Source organism: Bradyrhizobium japonicum USDA 6 (assembly GCF_000284375.1).
Classification (GTDB): domain Bacteria; phylum Pseudomonadota; class Alphaproteobacteria; order Rhizobiales; family Xanthobacteraceae; genus Bradyrhizobium; species Bradyrhizobium japonicum.
On sequence record NC_017249.1, the window covers coordinates 6,000,413 to 6,012,934 of the forward strand.

11 protein-coding genes, 1 tRNA gene and 1 pseudogene are annotated in these 12,522 nt (G+C 65.0%); 3 read left to right on the forward strand and 10 right to left on the reverse strand.

Annotated features, from left to right (window positions below; translation table 11 throughout):
* Nucleotides 1-8: 8 nt before the first annotated feature.
* Entirely contained in the window at nt 9-2,297 is a 2,289-nt protein-coding gene (locus tag BJ6T_RS28535) for an arylsulfatase (protein WP_014496005.1), read from the reverse strand.
* Between the two features lie 95 nt (nt 2,298-2,392).
* Here BJ6T_RS28535 and BJ6T_RS28540 point away from each other — a divergent pair, with 95 nt between their 5' ends.
* Complete coding sequence (locus BJ6T_RS28540) at nt 2,393-3,070, forward strand: TetR/AcrR family transcriptional regulator (RefSeq protein ID WP_028169798.1); 678 nt, start codon at nt 2,393-2,395, stop codon at nt 3,068-3,070.
* Here the strand turns inward: BJ6T_RS28540 and BJ6T_RS28545 are convergent.
* The 6 genes and pseudogenes from BJ6T_RS28545 to BJ6T_RS28570 all read right to left on the reverse strand — a co-directional run bounded on the left by BJ6T_RS28545 (nt 3,052) and on the right by BJ6T_RS28570 (nt 8,416).
* On the reverse strand, nt 3,052-3,771 hold the full coding sequence (locus BJ6T_RS28545) for an ABC transporter ATP-binding protein (RefSeq protein ID WP_014496007.1): 720 nt from the start codon (nt 3,769-3,771) through the stop codon (nt 3,052-3,054). The genes BJ6T_RS28540 and BJ6T_RS28545 overlap by 19 nt on opposite strands.
* A complete protein-coding gene (locus BJ6T_RS28550) occupies nt 3,768-4,535 on the reverse strand; it encodes an ABC transporter ATP-binding protein (protein ID WP_014496008.1) in 768 nt (255 codons plus the stop codon). Before BJ6T_RS28550 ends, BJ6T_RS28545 begins: the two co-directional genes overlap by 4 nt.
* Nucleotides 4,525-5,496 carry a branched-chain amino acid ABC transporter permease gene (locus BJ6T_RS28555; protein WP_014496009.1) on the reverse strand — a complete coding sequence of 324 codons (972 nt, stop codon included), beginning with the start codon at nt 5,494-5,496 and terminating at the stop codon, nt 4,525-4,527. Before BJ6T_RS28555 ends, BJ6T_RS28550 begins: the two co-directional genes overlap by 11 nt.
* 13 nt (nt 5,497-5,509) lie before the next feature.
* Nucleotides 5,510-6,372 (reverse strand): annotated as a pseudogene (locus BJ6T_RS28560) (branched-chain amino acid ABC transporter permease).
* Between the two features lie 63 nt (nt 6,373-6,435).
* Nucleotides 6,436-7,689 carry an ABC transporter substrate-binding protein gene (locus BJ6T_RS28565; protein ID WP_014496012.1) on the reverse strand — a complete coding sequence of 418 codons (1,254 nt, stop codon included), beginning with the start codon at nt 7,687-7,689 and terminating at the stop codon, nt 6,436-6,438.
* A gap of 364 nt (nt 7,690-8,053) precedes the next feature.
* Nucleotides 8,054-8,416, reverse strand: a complete 363-nt coding sequence (locus BJ6T_RS28570; protein WP_014496014.1) for a DUF1428 domain-containing protein — start codon at nt 8,414-8,416, stop codon at nt 8,054-8,056.
* Between the two features lie 103 nt (nt 8,417-8,519).
* Between BJ6T_RS28570 and BJ6T_RS48610 the strand changes: the two genes are divergently transcribed.
* Nucleotides 8,520-9,260, forward strand: coding sequence for a hypothetical protein (locus BJ6T_RS48610; protein ID WP_225895033.1), 741 nt, complete (start codon nt 8,520-8,522; stop codon nt 9,258-9,260).
* The gene (locus BJ6T_RS28575; RefSeq protein ID WP_014496016.1) at nt 9,254-10,444 is read left to right on the forward strand and encodes a caspase family protein; all 1,191 of its coding nucleotides are present in this window, start codon (nt 9,254-9,256) and stop codon (nt 10,442-10,444) included. The genes BJ6T_RS48610 and BJ6T_RS28575 overlap by 7 nt, the downstream gene beginning before the upstream one ends.
* Before the next feature lie 160 nt (nt 10,445-10,604).
* On the opposite strand, the gene BJ6T_RS28580 is transcribed toward BJ6T_RS28575, so the two are convergent.
* The 3 genes from BJ6T_RS28580 to BJ6T_RS28590 form a co-directional block, all read right to left on the reverse strand.
* Nucleotides 10,605-10,678, reverse strand: a tRNA-Gln gene (locus tag BJ6T_RS28580).
* A 252-nt stretch (nt 10,679-10,930) separates the two neighbouring features.
* Complete coding sequence (locus BJ6T_RS28585) at nt 10,931-11,251, reverse strand: hypothetical protein (protein WP_014496017.1); 321 nt, start codon at nt 11,249-11,251, stop codon at nt 10,931-10,933.
* 292 nt (nt 11,252-11,543) lie between these two features.
* Nucleotides 11,544-12,515, reverse strand: coding sequence for a Bug family tripartite tricarboxylate transporter substrate binding protein (locus BJ6T_RS28590; RefSeq protein ID WP_028169799.1), 972 nt, complete (start codon nt 12,513-12,515; stop codon nt 11,544-11,546).
* Nucleotides 12,516-12,522 lie beyond the last annotated feature (7 nt).

Consider the following 12,522-nt stretch of genomic DNA (forward strand, 5'->3'; position numbering starts at 1 on the left):
TATCGCCCCTATTGCCGCGCCATTTGCGCGTTGCCGACGCCATCGCCGTCGAGCCTCTGGTCGTCATGCATGGTGACGGTGACGCGCAGCAGCCGCCCCTCGAACGCGAACGGCACCTCGTAATGCGACACGGGGCTGCCACGGTCACGGCCGATGTCGAGGCCGGACCACGAGATCAGCGTGTGGAAGCCGAGCTGGGTCTGGAGCGACCCCGCCGGCTCGCCGTCGATCAGCAGCGTGTATTCGGTGACGCCGGTGCGCGAACCCTTGGCCGGCGGCTCCTTGCGCACGAGGCGCTCGACATGCACCCCGAGCCGCCGCGCGCCTGACGGCACTTTCCGGTCCGACCGCACGATCTGGTGGCTGCCACCGATGTTGAGGTCGTGCACGAGATGGCCGTCCCTGACGTAGAGGCTGTAGCCCGACGTCGCATCGCCATGCGAGATCAGCACGCCATCGGCGCCCTGCCCGTCGATCTCGACATGCGCCTCGATCGTGTAGCTGCGGCTGCGCACATCCGGCGCGACATCGGTCGGCACGTGGCCCATGCCGGCGTGGAAGACGAAATGGTGGCGCGCACCATGGAAGCGCGCGGCATTCTCGGCGAAACGCGGACCGAAGCGGTCATCGAGCGGCAGCACCTTGTGCTTCTCGGCCTCCGTCCACCACCTCGCGATCATTGCTGCCAGACGCTCCGGCTGCCTTGCGGCGAGATCGTCGGTCTCGGAGAAATCCTGGTCGAGATGAAACAGCTCCCATTTGTCGTTCTCGAACGGCGTGCCCGACGGATGGAAGGCGACCGCCTTCCATCCGTCCTGCCAGAGGCCGCGATGGCCGAACATCTCGAAATATTGCGGCGAGCTCTTTGAGGGCGCGGACGCATTCGTGATCGAGCGCGCAAAGCTCTCGCCTTCCAGCGGCATCTGCGGGCAGCCCGCGATCGTGCTGGGCGACTCGATGCCGATCAGCTCGAGCAGCGTCGGCGTGAGGTCGCAGGCGTGGACGAACTGGTGCCGCAGTTCGCCTTTGCCTGCGATCTTCTTCGGCCAGTTGATGACGAACGGATCGCGGATGCCGCCGCCGTGGGTGTTCTGCTTGTAGCGCCGCAGCGGCGTGTTCGAGGCCATCGCCCAGCCATGCGGGAAATTGCTGTGGGTGTCGGGCCCGCCGATGTCGTCGATACGGCTGAGCTTTTCCGCGATCGGCTCCGGCTTGAAGTTGAACGGCCCCATCGCGTTGACGAATCCGAGCGGCCCGCCCTCCTGGCTCGCGCCGTTGTCGGACATCACGATGATCACGGTGTTGTCGCGAATGCCGGCCGTTTCCAGGAACGAGACAAGCCGCGCAAGATGCCGATCGGAATGATCTAGCATGCCGGCGAAGGCCGCCTGCAGGCGGGTGAAGACGCGGCGTTCATCGGCCGAATGCTCCTCCCACGCCTTCACGCCGTCGTTGCGCGCCGGCATCCGCGTTCCCTCAGGCACCAGCCCCATCGCCTTCTGGCGTGCCAGGCGCCGTTCGCGCTCGACGTCCCAGCCGTGCGCGAATTCGGCGTCGTAGCTCCTGATGATGTCGGCCGGGGCCTGATGCGGCGCGTGGCAGGCGCCAAGTGCGACCCAGGTGAGCCAGGGGACGTCAGGACGGTCGGCGACATGGTCGCCGATGAAGCGGATCGACTGGTCGATCAGGTCCTCGGTCAGATGATAGCCGTCCGCATACGTGCCCGGTGGATCGATATGCGTGTTATCGGAGACGAGTTCCGGCGCGTACTGGTCGGTCTCGGCGTCAAGGAAGCCGTAAAAGCGATCAAAACCGCGTCCCAGGGGCCAGCCGTCGAACGGGCCGGTGGCTCCGCTTTCGGTCAGCGGCGTGACGTGCCATTTGCCGACCATGTAGTTGCGATAGCCATGGATGCGCAGCATCTCGGCCAGCGTCCCCGCCTCACGCGCGATCTTGCCGCGGTAGCCGGGATAGCCGGAATCGAAATTGGCAAGGCAGCCGACACCGACCGAGTGATGATTGCGTCCTGTCAGCAGCGCGGCGCGCGTCGTCGAGCACATCGCCGTGGTGTGAAATCCTGAGTAGCGCAGCCCTTCTGCGGCGAGCCGGTCGATGGTCGGCGTCTTGATTGCCGAGCCATAGCAGCCGAAATCGGAGAAGCCGACGTCGTCGAACAGCACGACCAGGATGTTCGGCGCCCCCTCGGGCGGCTTCGGCGCGTCCGGCCACCAGGGTTTTGACTCCGCGACCGTCTTGCCGATGGTGCCGCGGAACGGCGTGCCGCTGCCTGCGCTCATCTGCTCCTCCCTGCTGGTTGCCCGGCGGCTGCGGTTGACCCGCGGCTCGGCTATGCATAAATTATAATGAGAATTATGATTATAAATTGAAGCAGATGCAAGCGCGGATGCGGCCAAGCTCGGACGAACCCGATTTCAACCTTCCCGGCGTTGCCCCGTCGCGGCAGAAGCGCAGCCGCGAGACGACGCTGGCGCTGCTGCGCGCCGGCGCCGACATGCTGCGCACGCGCAGCCTTGCCGAGCTGTCGATCGAGGCGCTCTGCACCGAGGTCGGCGCCACCGTCGGCGCCTTCTACAGCCGCTTCGAGAGCAAAGAGGCCTATTTCAACGCACTGATGGCGCTCGCTGCGCGCGACGGCGAGCAACGGCTCGCCGACATGAGGCGACCGTCACCAGATACGGACCTCGACAAGCTCTGCCACATCATCGTCAGCGGCATCATCGCCTGGATGCGCAACCACGAGGGCGTGCTGCGCGCCGCGCTTCAGCACGACGACACCCGCCCGGACAAATGGACCCCGTTCAAGGCCCTCGCGAAGGCAACGACTGAACGCGCGACCCCTCTCCTGCTCCCGGCCATGGGCAAGGGCCGCAAAGCCGCCAAGACCCGCACCATCGCCTTCGGCTTCCAGGTCGTTCTGGGCACGCTGGTGAACGCGATCCTCAACGACCCCGGGCCGCTATCGCTCCGCGCGAACGAGATGGAGACGCGGCTGGCCGGTTGCCTGCGGCTGTTGCTCCAGGCGGAGATCGATCAGTCGACGCCGAGATAGGCCTTCTGCACCTGCGGATCCTGTGCGAGCGCCGCGGCCGTGCCGGATAGTACGCTCTTGCCGACCTGGAGCACGGTGGCGAAGTCAGAGACCTCCAGCGCCAGCTCGATCGACTGCTCGGCAAGCAGGATGGTCAGGCCCTCGCGATGCAGGCGGCCGAAGGTCTCGTACATGGATTCGACCACCGCCGGCGCGAGGCCGAGCGACGGTTCGTCCAGCATCAACAGCTTCGGATCGCTCATCAGCGCGCGGCCGACCGCGAGCATCTGCCGCTCGCCGCCGGACATGGTGCCGGCGCGCTGGTTGCGGCGCTCCTTCAGCCGCGGGAAGATCTCGTAGACGCGCTCAAGCAAATTGGCCTGGCGCGACTTGTCGTGCAGCGGCGTCGCGCCGAGCATCAAGTTGTTCTCGACGCTCTGCTGCACGAACAGCCGCCAGCCTTCCGGCGACAGCGCAAGCCCCTTGCGCACGATCGCAAAGGCTTTTTGGCCGGCGATGTCCTCGCCGCGAAAACTGATCGATCCGGAATGCACGGGAATGAGACCCGCGATCGCGTTCAGCGTCGTGGTCTTGCCGCCGCCATTGGAGCCGAGCAGCGCGACGACGCTGCCTTCCGGCACCTCCAGCGAGACGTCGGAGACGCCGATGAGGTCGCCATAGCGCACCTCGAGGTGCTCGATCCGAAGGAGCGCACCGCTCATAGGTCCGGCCCGCCCATCAGCTCGACCGGCGTATGGCCGGCCGCGGCCTTCGCCGCGCGTTTGCCGAGATAGGCTTCGATCACCGCCGGGTTCGAGGTGACCTCGCGCGGCGAGCCGCGGGCGATCTCCTTGCCCTGGTGAAACACCATCACGCGGCTCGCCAGCGACATGATCACTTCCATGATGTGCTCGACGATGACGAGCGTGATGCCGGAGCGGTGGATGTCGCGGACGAGGTCGATCGCGAGCTTCACCTCATGCGCGTTAAGGCCGGCCATGGCCTCGTCCAGCAGCAGCACTTTTGGCTCGGTCGCAAGGGCCCGCGCGATCTCCAGCCGCTTGCGGCCGGGCGTGCCGAGCGAGCGCGCCGGCGCATCCGCAAGCCTGCTCATGCCGACGCGCTCCAGCACCGCCCGCGCCCTGGTCTCGGCCTCGTGGCGATGCGAGGTGCGCAGGAAGGCACCGATCATGACGTTCTCGAGCACCGTCATGCCTTCAAAGGTCTGCGGCACCTGGAAGGTGCGGGCAAGCCCGAGCCCGGCGCGCTGCTCCGGCGCGAAATCGGTGATGTCGGTCCCCTCGAACAGCACGCGGCCCGAGGTGGTCTTGAGATCGCCGGTGAGGCAATTGAAGAAGGTGGATTTGCCGGCGCCGTTCGGGCCGATGAGGCCGAGAATATCGCCCTGCTCCAGGGTTACGGACGCATCGTCCACCGCCTTGAAGCTGCCGAACGCCTTCGTGATCCCGCGCGCCTCAAGGAGCATGGCCGGCTCCCTTATCCGCGCCGGGCTTGCGTCGTCCCGCGAACAGGCTGAGCAGGCCGCCGGGCTGGAAGCGCGCGATCAGCACGATGATCGCGCCATAGACTACGAAGGTGAGGCCCGCCCCCTTGCCGCCAAGCCAGCTGTTGGAGATCTCCTCCAGCGGTACGAGGATCGCGGCTCCCACCAGCGGACCGAACAGCAACCCCGCCCCGCCCAGCGCTGCCATGATCAGGATCTTGACCGAGATCAGGATGCCGAGCCCGGACTCGGGATCGACGAAGCCGAACATCATCGCATAGAGCGCGCCGGCAACGCTCGTCAGCGCCGCGCTCAGCATGTAGGCGTAGAGCTTGGTCCGGCTCGCAGGCGCGCCGAGCGAGCGCGCGGCGCGCTCGGAATCCTTGATCGCGCGCAGATAGAACCCCATGCGGCTGTTGGTCATCCACCAGGTGACGAGCAGCGTGATCACGAGGACGACCAGGAAGAGGTAGTAGTACGGCAGCGACGACAGGAACGAGAGATCGAAGATGTTGCGCGGGACCGTTGGACCGGAGAGACCCACGGCCGCACCCAGCCATTCGGTGTTGGTCACGATCAGCCGCATGGTCTCGGCGACCGCGATGGTCGCCATGCTGAAATAGTGACCGGACAGCCGCAGCGTCGGCACGCCGATGACCGCGGCCAAGCCCACCGCCAGCACGATACCGCCGGGGATGCCGAACAGCGGCGACAGCCCGAACTTGGCGTAAGACCCCATCGCGGCATAGGCGCCGCAGCCGAAGAACACGACATGGCCGACCGAGACCTGGCCGGCATAGCCGCCGACGATGTTCCAGGCCGACGCGGCGATGGCATAGAGCAGCACCAGTGCGCCCAAGCGCTGCTGGAACGGCGAGGACAGCAGCAACGGATAGGCAATTGCCAGTGCCGCGACGATCGAGAGCCAGATCAAGCGCCGCATTGCAGCTTTCTCATCAGAGCTTGCCCATCAGGCCTTGCGGCCGGAACCAGAGGAAGAACAGGAACAGGACATAGACGACGATGTCCTTGTAGACCGCACCGATCAGATAGCCGGAGAGCGACTCGATCACGCCGATCAACAGGCCCGCGACGAGCGCGCCTGGCACGCTGCCGAAGCCGCCGAGGGACACCGTGACGAAGGCGACGATGCCGAGCGTCTCCCCGACCGTCGGCACGATGTAGAAGAAGTTCGCGATCAGCGCGCCGGCAAGGCCGGTGGCGCCGGCGGCGATGGCCCAGGCGATCGCCTGCATGGTATCGGGCCTGATGCCCATGAGCTGGGCCGCGGTCTGATCCTCCGCCACCGCCAGCATTTTTGAACCAAGCGATGTGCGCGTCAGGAGCAGGTGGAGACCGAATGTCACCAGCAGCGCAACGACACCGGCAAGCAGCCGTGAGGCTTCGATGCGCAGGCCCGCAAACGCATAGGTGCCGCCGACGATATTCGACGGCATCGACAGGAAGTTGGCGCCGAACCACCAGAACACGGAATAGCGCAGCAGCAGCGCGAGCCCAAACGTGCCGAGGATCTGCGCCAGCATCGGCCCCTTCATGATGTCGCGGATCAGGGCGAAATAGACCACGACCCCGACGGTCGCGAGCACCAGTGTCGCCAGCGGCGCGCCGAGGATGGGCCCTCCCCCATCAGCGTATAGACGACATAGGCGACGTACATGCCGAGCATGACGAAGTCACCATGCGCGAAATTGACGATGTTCATCATGCCCCACACCAGCGTGAGGCCGGAGGAAAACAGGGCGTAGACGGCACCGAGCAGAAGCCCGCCGGCAATCACCTGCACGAGAACAAAGGACATGAGCTGCGTTGCTCTGATCAGATCATCTTGGGAAAGGCGGGACGCGCGGTCCCGCCGTCAATCTCACCAGCCCTTGTAGGGCAGCACCGGCGCCTTCTCGGCATTGGCTTTCGGCCACACCGAGACATAGTTTTCGCCATCCTGAAGCTGGATGATGGCGCCGGACGCCAGGACATTCTGGCCCTTGTCGTCGAACTTCACGCCCTTGTAGCCGATCATGAGCTGCTCGGGCTTCAGGTCCGTCGCCTTCAGCGCGGCCTGGATCTTGGCCGGGTCAGTCGAGCCGGCGCGGTCGATGGCATCGGCCAGCACGAAGAAGCCCTGCATCTGCCGGGCGACCGTGTCGTCCATCTCCTCGCCGCTCTTCTTCTTGTACATGTCGGCGATGATGGCGGACGCCGAGCCCGGCGGTCCCACGACCCAGGACGAGCGGTTGAAGACGCCTCGCGAGATCTTGCCGACCGCCTTGGTGAAGGACGGATCGGAGTAGCCGGCATCGTCGGCCAGCAGCACGGGCGGCTTGTAGTCGAGCGACTGCATGGTCTTGGCGAACAGGATCGCATCCGACGTGTAGCTGATCATGATGACCACGTCGGGCTTCTTGTCCTTGAGCTGGAGCACCTGGCCCTGCAAGTCGGTCGCATTGACGGGATAGGCGACGTCGAGCGCGACCGGCTGGCCCTTTTCCTTGAAGGCGCCGGCGATCGTGTTGGCGACCGAGGTGCCGTATTCGGTGTTGTCATGGACTATCGCGACGCTGTCGGTCTTGGCACCCTGCGCTTTGATGTCGGCGAGGAAGTCGACATAGATCTTGGCGAAATCGGTCGCGATCGGCGTGGTGCGGAAGAACCATTTGAAGCCGCGCTCGGTGAGATTGGCGGCGACCGATTCCGAGTTCAGGAAGGGAACGCCGTATTTCTCGGCGATCGCGCTCGAAGTCAGCGTGACACCGGACTGGTAGGAGCCGAACACGGCCGCTACCTTGTCTTCCGTGATCAGGCGCAGCGCCTGGTTCTGGCCCGTCGCCGGGTTACCCTGGTTGTCGGCGAACACAGCCTCGATCTTGGCGCCGCCGAGGCCGGCAAGGCCGGCGTTCTTCGCCAGCGGCAGATTACCAAGCTCAGGATGGGCGTTGTTGATGATGTCCATGGCGACTTCGAGCGCCGCCTTGGCGTGCGCACCGATCGAGGCGGTGCCGCCGGACATCGGCATGATGACGCCGATCTTGATGACCTTGTCCTGAGCGTGCGCGCCGGAGCCCAGCGCAAGGAACATCGCGGCTGCGCAAAACAGCCCGGTGACGTGTTTGAAATTCATCAAATCAGACCTCCCAAAGGGTTTCCCCGACCAAGCTATTTTGGAAGCTGCAGGCTAAGCGCCCGCTTCCGTTTATTTGTGCCTGGCCAATCTAGGATGGCATGCCAGCCGGACACCGGCAAGGTGAAACGGACTTGCGCAATGCTGCAAGGGAGGTAGCGAACACGCCGGCGCCGGCGGCGTTCAAATCCGGCGTCGCCCGGCGCGAACGCGGTAACCCGAACGGCGGACGTCATTGCGATCTGCAGGGGTGGGTTAACGCTGCGAACGCGCCAAGCGCGGTCCGCTGGCGTAACCCAACCCCGTGTGTCTCCGCGAATGCAGAGGCGGTGGAGTGAGGCCCAACCCACCCCGCCAAACGCCGTCAGCCGACGACGTCGCTCGCCCGCAGCAACGTCGTGAAGCCGCCATAGATCATGCGCTTGCCGTCGAAGGGCATGTCGGCGCCCTTGAGCCGCTCATCGGCCATCACCTTCTTGTTGACGGCGTCGCGGGTCTCCCGGTCACGGTAGACGATCCAGGAGAACACCACGACCTCGTCCTCCTTCGCGATCACCGCGCGCGGAAACGAGGTCAACTCGCCATAGGGAACGTCGTCGCCCATGCACTCGACGTAATCGAGCGCGCCGTGTTCCATCCACACCGCGCAGGCCTTTCGCGCCAGCGCCTTGTAGGCCTCGATCTTGTCCTTCGGCACGGCCAGCACGAAACCATCGACATAGGGCATCACGGGATCTCCTTTGGGTTGCCTGCCCCAAGGACGAAGCGGCGCACGGCGATCCGACACGTCATCGCGCCCGCAAGGTGAGGCAAACTGTCGCGAGGATTTCGTGCGCTACTTCACATTTGAAGCTGGCCGCGCCGTGACATCATCCCGAACGTTTGCGCTCGAACATTGGCTACTTCAGATTGCAGTTGAGAAGGCAGCTTTCATGAGCACCCGCCTGTCATTGCTTTGTGTCCACGGCGTCGGTCACGCGGAGATCGACGCCGAGTTTCGAAAGTCATGGTCTGAGGCGATCATACGCGCCGTCCAGTCCGTCGATCAGAGCCTCAACCCGGCCATCGACTTCCTCTCGTATGACGACCTGTTCGACAAGAGCCCGCCCAACCTCGTCACCTACGGCATCGCGCTGGCGAAACTGCTGGCGAGCGCGACCGTCCACGGGATCGGTGATCTGCTCGCGGGCACACGCGGCCTCGACGACGTACCAACCCTGATCAGATGGACCGCGGGCATGGTCGCCCAATGGTCGGTGGATGAGCAGCTGCAGGCCGCGTTGCGCGGCGCAGTCCTCGACAAGCTGAAGAGCGGCAACTACGACGTTGTCTTGGCTCACAGCCTCGGCTCGCTGATCTGCTACGACACGTTCGTGCGCAACCCCGCTGCGATCAGGGACAAGGTCTTCGTCACGTTCGGCTCGCAGATCGGCAATCCTGCGGTGCGCGACATCTTCGCAGGCCGCATTCAGGACCTTCCCTGCCGGATTGGTACCATCTGTTCAACCGGGAAGATCGCGTTCTCACCTATCCGCTCGAGATCGCCGCAGACAACTTCCAGCAGGTGCTGACACCGTTCGATGTCCCCAACGATCTTCTGAATCACAACGCGACCTGGTACCTGTCGCGCCCCGAGACCGTCGCCACCGTCTGGCACGACGTGGTCCCGGTGCCGGCGTCACGCTCCATCGTCAGCGCCGCGCGGGGGATTGCCCGCATTGACACCCGGCCGACCCGCCGCGCCCTGCTGATCGGCATCAACGACTATCCCAAGCCCGCGGACAGGCTCGAAGGGTGCGTCAACGACGTATTCCTCATGAGCTCGGTGCTACAGGAAAGCGACTTCAAGCCGGACGAAATACGCGTCGTGCTCAATGAGCGGGCGACGGCGCAGGGCATCATGGAAAGGCTTCACTGGCTGCTCGAGGGCGTCCGCGACGGCGACCAGCGTATGCTGTTCTACTCGGGCCATGGCGCCCAGATTCCCAGGTACAACCCGAGCGGCGCACCGGATAGCGTCGACGAGTGCCTGGTCCCCTATGATTTCGACTGGACGCCCGAGCGCGCGATTCTCGACCGCCAGTTCTGCCAGCTCTACTCGCAGCTTCCATACGACTGCTATTTCGTCGCCATGCTCGACTGCTGCCATTCCGGCGGCATGACACGTGACGGCGGTCCGCGCATCCGCGGCCTGACGCCGCCCGATGATATCCGCCACCGGGCGCTGCGGTGGGAGGCAAGCGAAGGCATGTGGGTGCCGCGTGAGTTCCCTCCCCTGAACGAGAGCCTGAGCAAGAGCAAGAACGGCGCCGACTATCTCGGCGACAACGGCGCCACGGAGCGGCTCGGGCGCAGCATGGCGCTCCGCACCCAGCCCGACAAGGAATACAACAAGACGCGGGCCGAGCTCGGGCATCACGGACCTTATCTGCCGATTCTCCTCGAGGCCTGCCAGGAGCAGGAGCTATCCTATGAATATCGTGACGGCGTCACGTCGTATGGCGCCTACACGTTCTGCATGGCGAAGGTGCTGCGCGAACAACGAGACCGCGGCGCCAATCCGTCGTTCAAGGAGCTGAGCGAACTCGTCACGGCCAAACTCCGTCGCCTCAAATACAACCAGACGCCCAATCTCGTCGGCGCCAAGAAGCGCGTCAGCGCGAAAATTCCATGGGGCGCGGCAGATGCAGGTCGCGGCCAGCGGCGGACGCCGAAAAAGCGTGCCGCCAAGACGGGCCGGAAGAAGCGCCGCTGATCGTTTCCCCTTGCATCGCCGCGCTGCGCATCGCGGGCGCCATGAGTCCGGCCAACCCGCCGAGGCCGCACCGACGAAAGGGGAGGCCTGCCGACGGCACGTCAGGCTCGCGACGCGGGCCCGATTCAGAGCAGCTTATGGACTGGGTAATGCCCGGAACTGGCTGGGGAACCTGGATTCGAACCAAGACAAACAGAGTCAGAGTCTGTTGTGCTACCGTTACACCATTCCCCACCGGAATAGCCGAACAAATTCAATGACTTACTGACTTGCTCGGCTGCGGCCGGAAGCGCGTTTGGCGCAAATCACGGCTCAGGCGTGGCAGGGTTCTACCCGCTCGGCCTTGGGCTGGCAAGCGCTGCGGTGCACGGGCCTGTGAACCGGTGACGGGACTGCACCGGTGACCACTGCGCAGGCAGCACCTGATCCAGTTCGCTGATGGCTGCGGCCGAAAATCCCCCGTCTGCTGCTTCATCAGCGTCTCAGCTAGTTCGAGCCGCAGACGCGGACCACGATCTCAGCCTTGCCGCTCGCGATCATCACCTGGCCGTATTCGTCCTGCGGCGGGCTCTCCTCGTAGCGGAGCGGGATCGTGGTGATCGCTTCCTGCGCTTCGCCGCCCGGCCGCTGCGTGTTCACGTCGAGGATCAGGATCTTCGGATTGATCCCCTGCGGCGAGCGCCTGGTCAGCCGGGCCTGCCAGCCATGGGTCGGGACCCTCACGTCGCCGACCATGACCAGCTTGGGCGGCGCGCCCGGCGCCCGGTCGATCCAGGCCTTGAAGGTGTTCCTCAGCAGGACAGTCATGACACGTCTCTCCTTCGCCAAGCTGCGAATTGTCCGCCCTCGTCGCGACCTGCGGCGCCGACCTTTCGCCTATCAAATCGGCGCAACGTGACGGACAGATATCAGGCCCCGCCAAACCACCCGATCACCGCCTCCCCCTCCGACCGGGCTTTCAAGTCCCGGCTGCCACCTTGGCGCGGATCGCGCCGGCGACGGCCGAGCCTGCGCTCAGGCCTCGCGCCTGATCGTGCAGCTTCTTCACCCCGCCGATGGCGCGAACGCAGTCCGTCATTTCCGGACAAGCGACCGTCGCCTACTCCAGCCTGATATTCGCGGCCTCGATCACCTTCTTCCACCGCTCGGTCTCGGAGGCGATGTAGGCCTTGAAAGGTTCGGAATCGACCGCAACCGCGGCCGCGCCGAGTTCGGCCATCTTCTGCACCGTCTCCGGCTGCTGCATGAAGGCGCGGATCTCGCCCGACAGCTTTTCGACGATGGGCTTCGGCGTGGCCGCGGGAACGAAGAAGCCGTGCCAGGCCACCGCTTCGAAGCCCGGCAGGAATTCGGCGACGGCCGGGACTTCCGGATCGAAGGCGGCACGCTTGGGCGTTGCCGTGGCGAGCATCGCGAGCTGGCCGGTCTTCACCTGCGGCAGCAGCAGCGGCACGTTGTCGAAGGCAAGATCGATTTGGCCGCTCAACAGATCCGTCAGCATCTGGCTGGAGCCCTTGTAGGGCACATGCACCATCTTGGTGCCGGTCATCTGTTGAAACAGTTCGGCGGCAAGATGCTGCGAGGTGCCGACGCCGGCCGAGCCGAACGAGACCTTGTCCGGGTTCGCCTTCAGATAGGCGATCAGTTCCGGCACGCTGCGCGCCTTGATCTTGTTGGGATTCACCACGAGCACGTTCGGCACGACACTGATCTGGGCGACCGGCACCAGGTCCCTGTCCGGCTGGTAGCTGAGCTTCGGCCCGTAGAGCGTGGGGTTGATGGCGAGCGCAGAGGTGCTGGCAAGGCCGAGCGTGATACCGTCAGGCGCCGCTTTCGCCAGGCGCGTCACGCCGAGGATCGAGCCGGCGCCGCCGACATTCTCGACCACGAACGGCTTGCCCAGCTTCACTTGCAGATGGTTCGACACCATGCGCGCGAAGATGTCGGCGGTGCCGCCGGCGGCGAAGGGCACGATCACCGTCACCTGCTTGGACGGATAGCTGTCCTGCGCCTTTACCGGCGACGTCGCCAGCAACACGGCTGACACAAGACCAAGCCACATCGATCTCATCGAAGTT

What these genes read in the sequence shown, in the direction of transcription:
- BJ6T_RS28535 (WP_014496005.1), bottom strand. Translation starts at nt 2,297, where the DNA reads ATGAGCGCAGGCAGCGGCACGCCGTTCCGCGGCACCATCGGCAAGACG.
- BJ6T_RS28540 (WP_028169798.1), top strand. Translation starts at nt 2,393, where the DNA reads ATGCAAGCGCGGATGCGGCCAAGCTCGGACGAACCCGATTTCAACCTT.
- BJ6T_RS28545 (WP_014496007.1), bottom strand. Translation starts at nt 3,771, where the DNA reads ATGAGCGGTGCGCTCCTTCGGATCGAGCACCTCGAGGTGCGCTATGGC.
- BJ6T_RS28550 (WP_014496008.1), bottom strand. Translation starts at nt 4,535, where the DNA reads ATGCTCCTTGAGGCGCGCGGGATCACGAAGGCGTTCGGCAGCTTCAAG.
- BJ6T_RS28555 (WP_014496009.1), bottom strand. Translation starts at nt 5,496, where the DNA reads ATGCGGCGCTTGATCTGGCTCTCGATCGTCGCGGCACTGGCAATTGCC.
- BJ6T_RS28565 (WP_014496012.1), bottom strand. Translation starts at nt 7,689, where the DNA reads ATGAATTTCAAACACGTCACCGGGCTGTTTTGCGCAGCCGCGATGTTC.
- BJ6T_RS28570 (WP_014496014.1), bottom strand. Translation starts at nt 8,416, where the DNA reads ATGCCCTATGTCGATGGTTTCGTGCTGGCCGTGCCGAAGGACAAGATC.
- BJ6T_RS28585 (WP_014496017.1), bottom strand. Translation starts at nt 11,251, where the DNA reads ATGACTGTCCTGCTGAGGAACACCTTCAAGGCCTGGATCGACCGGGCG.
- BJ6T_RS28590 (WP_028169799.1), bottom strand. Translation starts at nt 12,515, where the DNA reads ATGAGATCGATGTGGCTTGGTCTTGTGTCAGCCGTGTTGCTGGCGACG.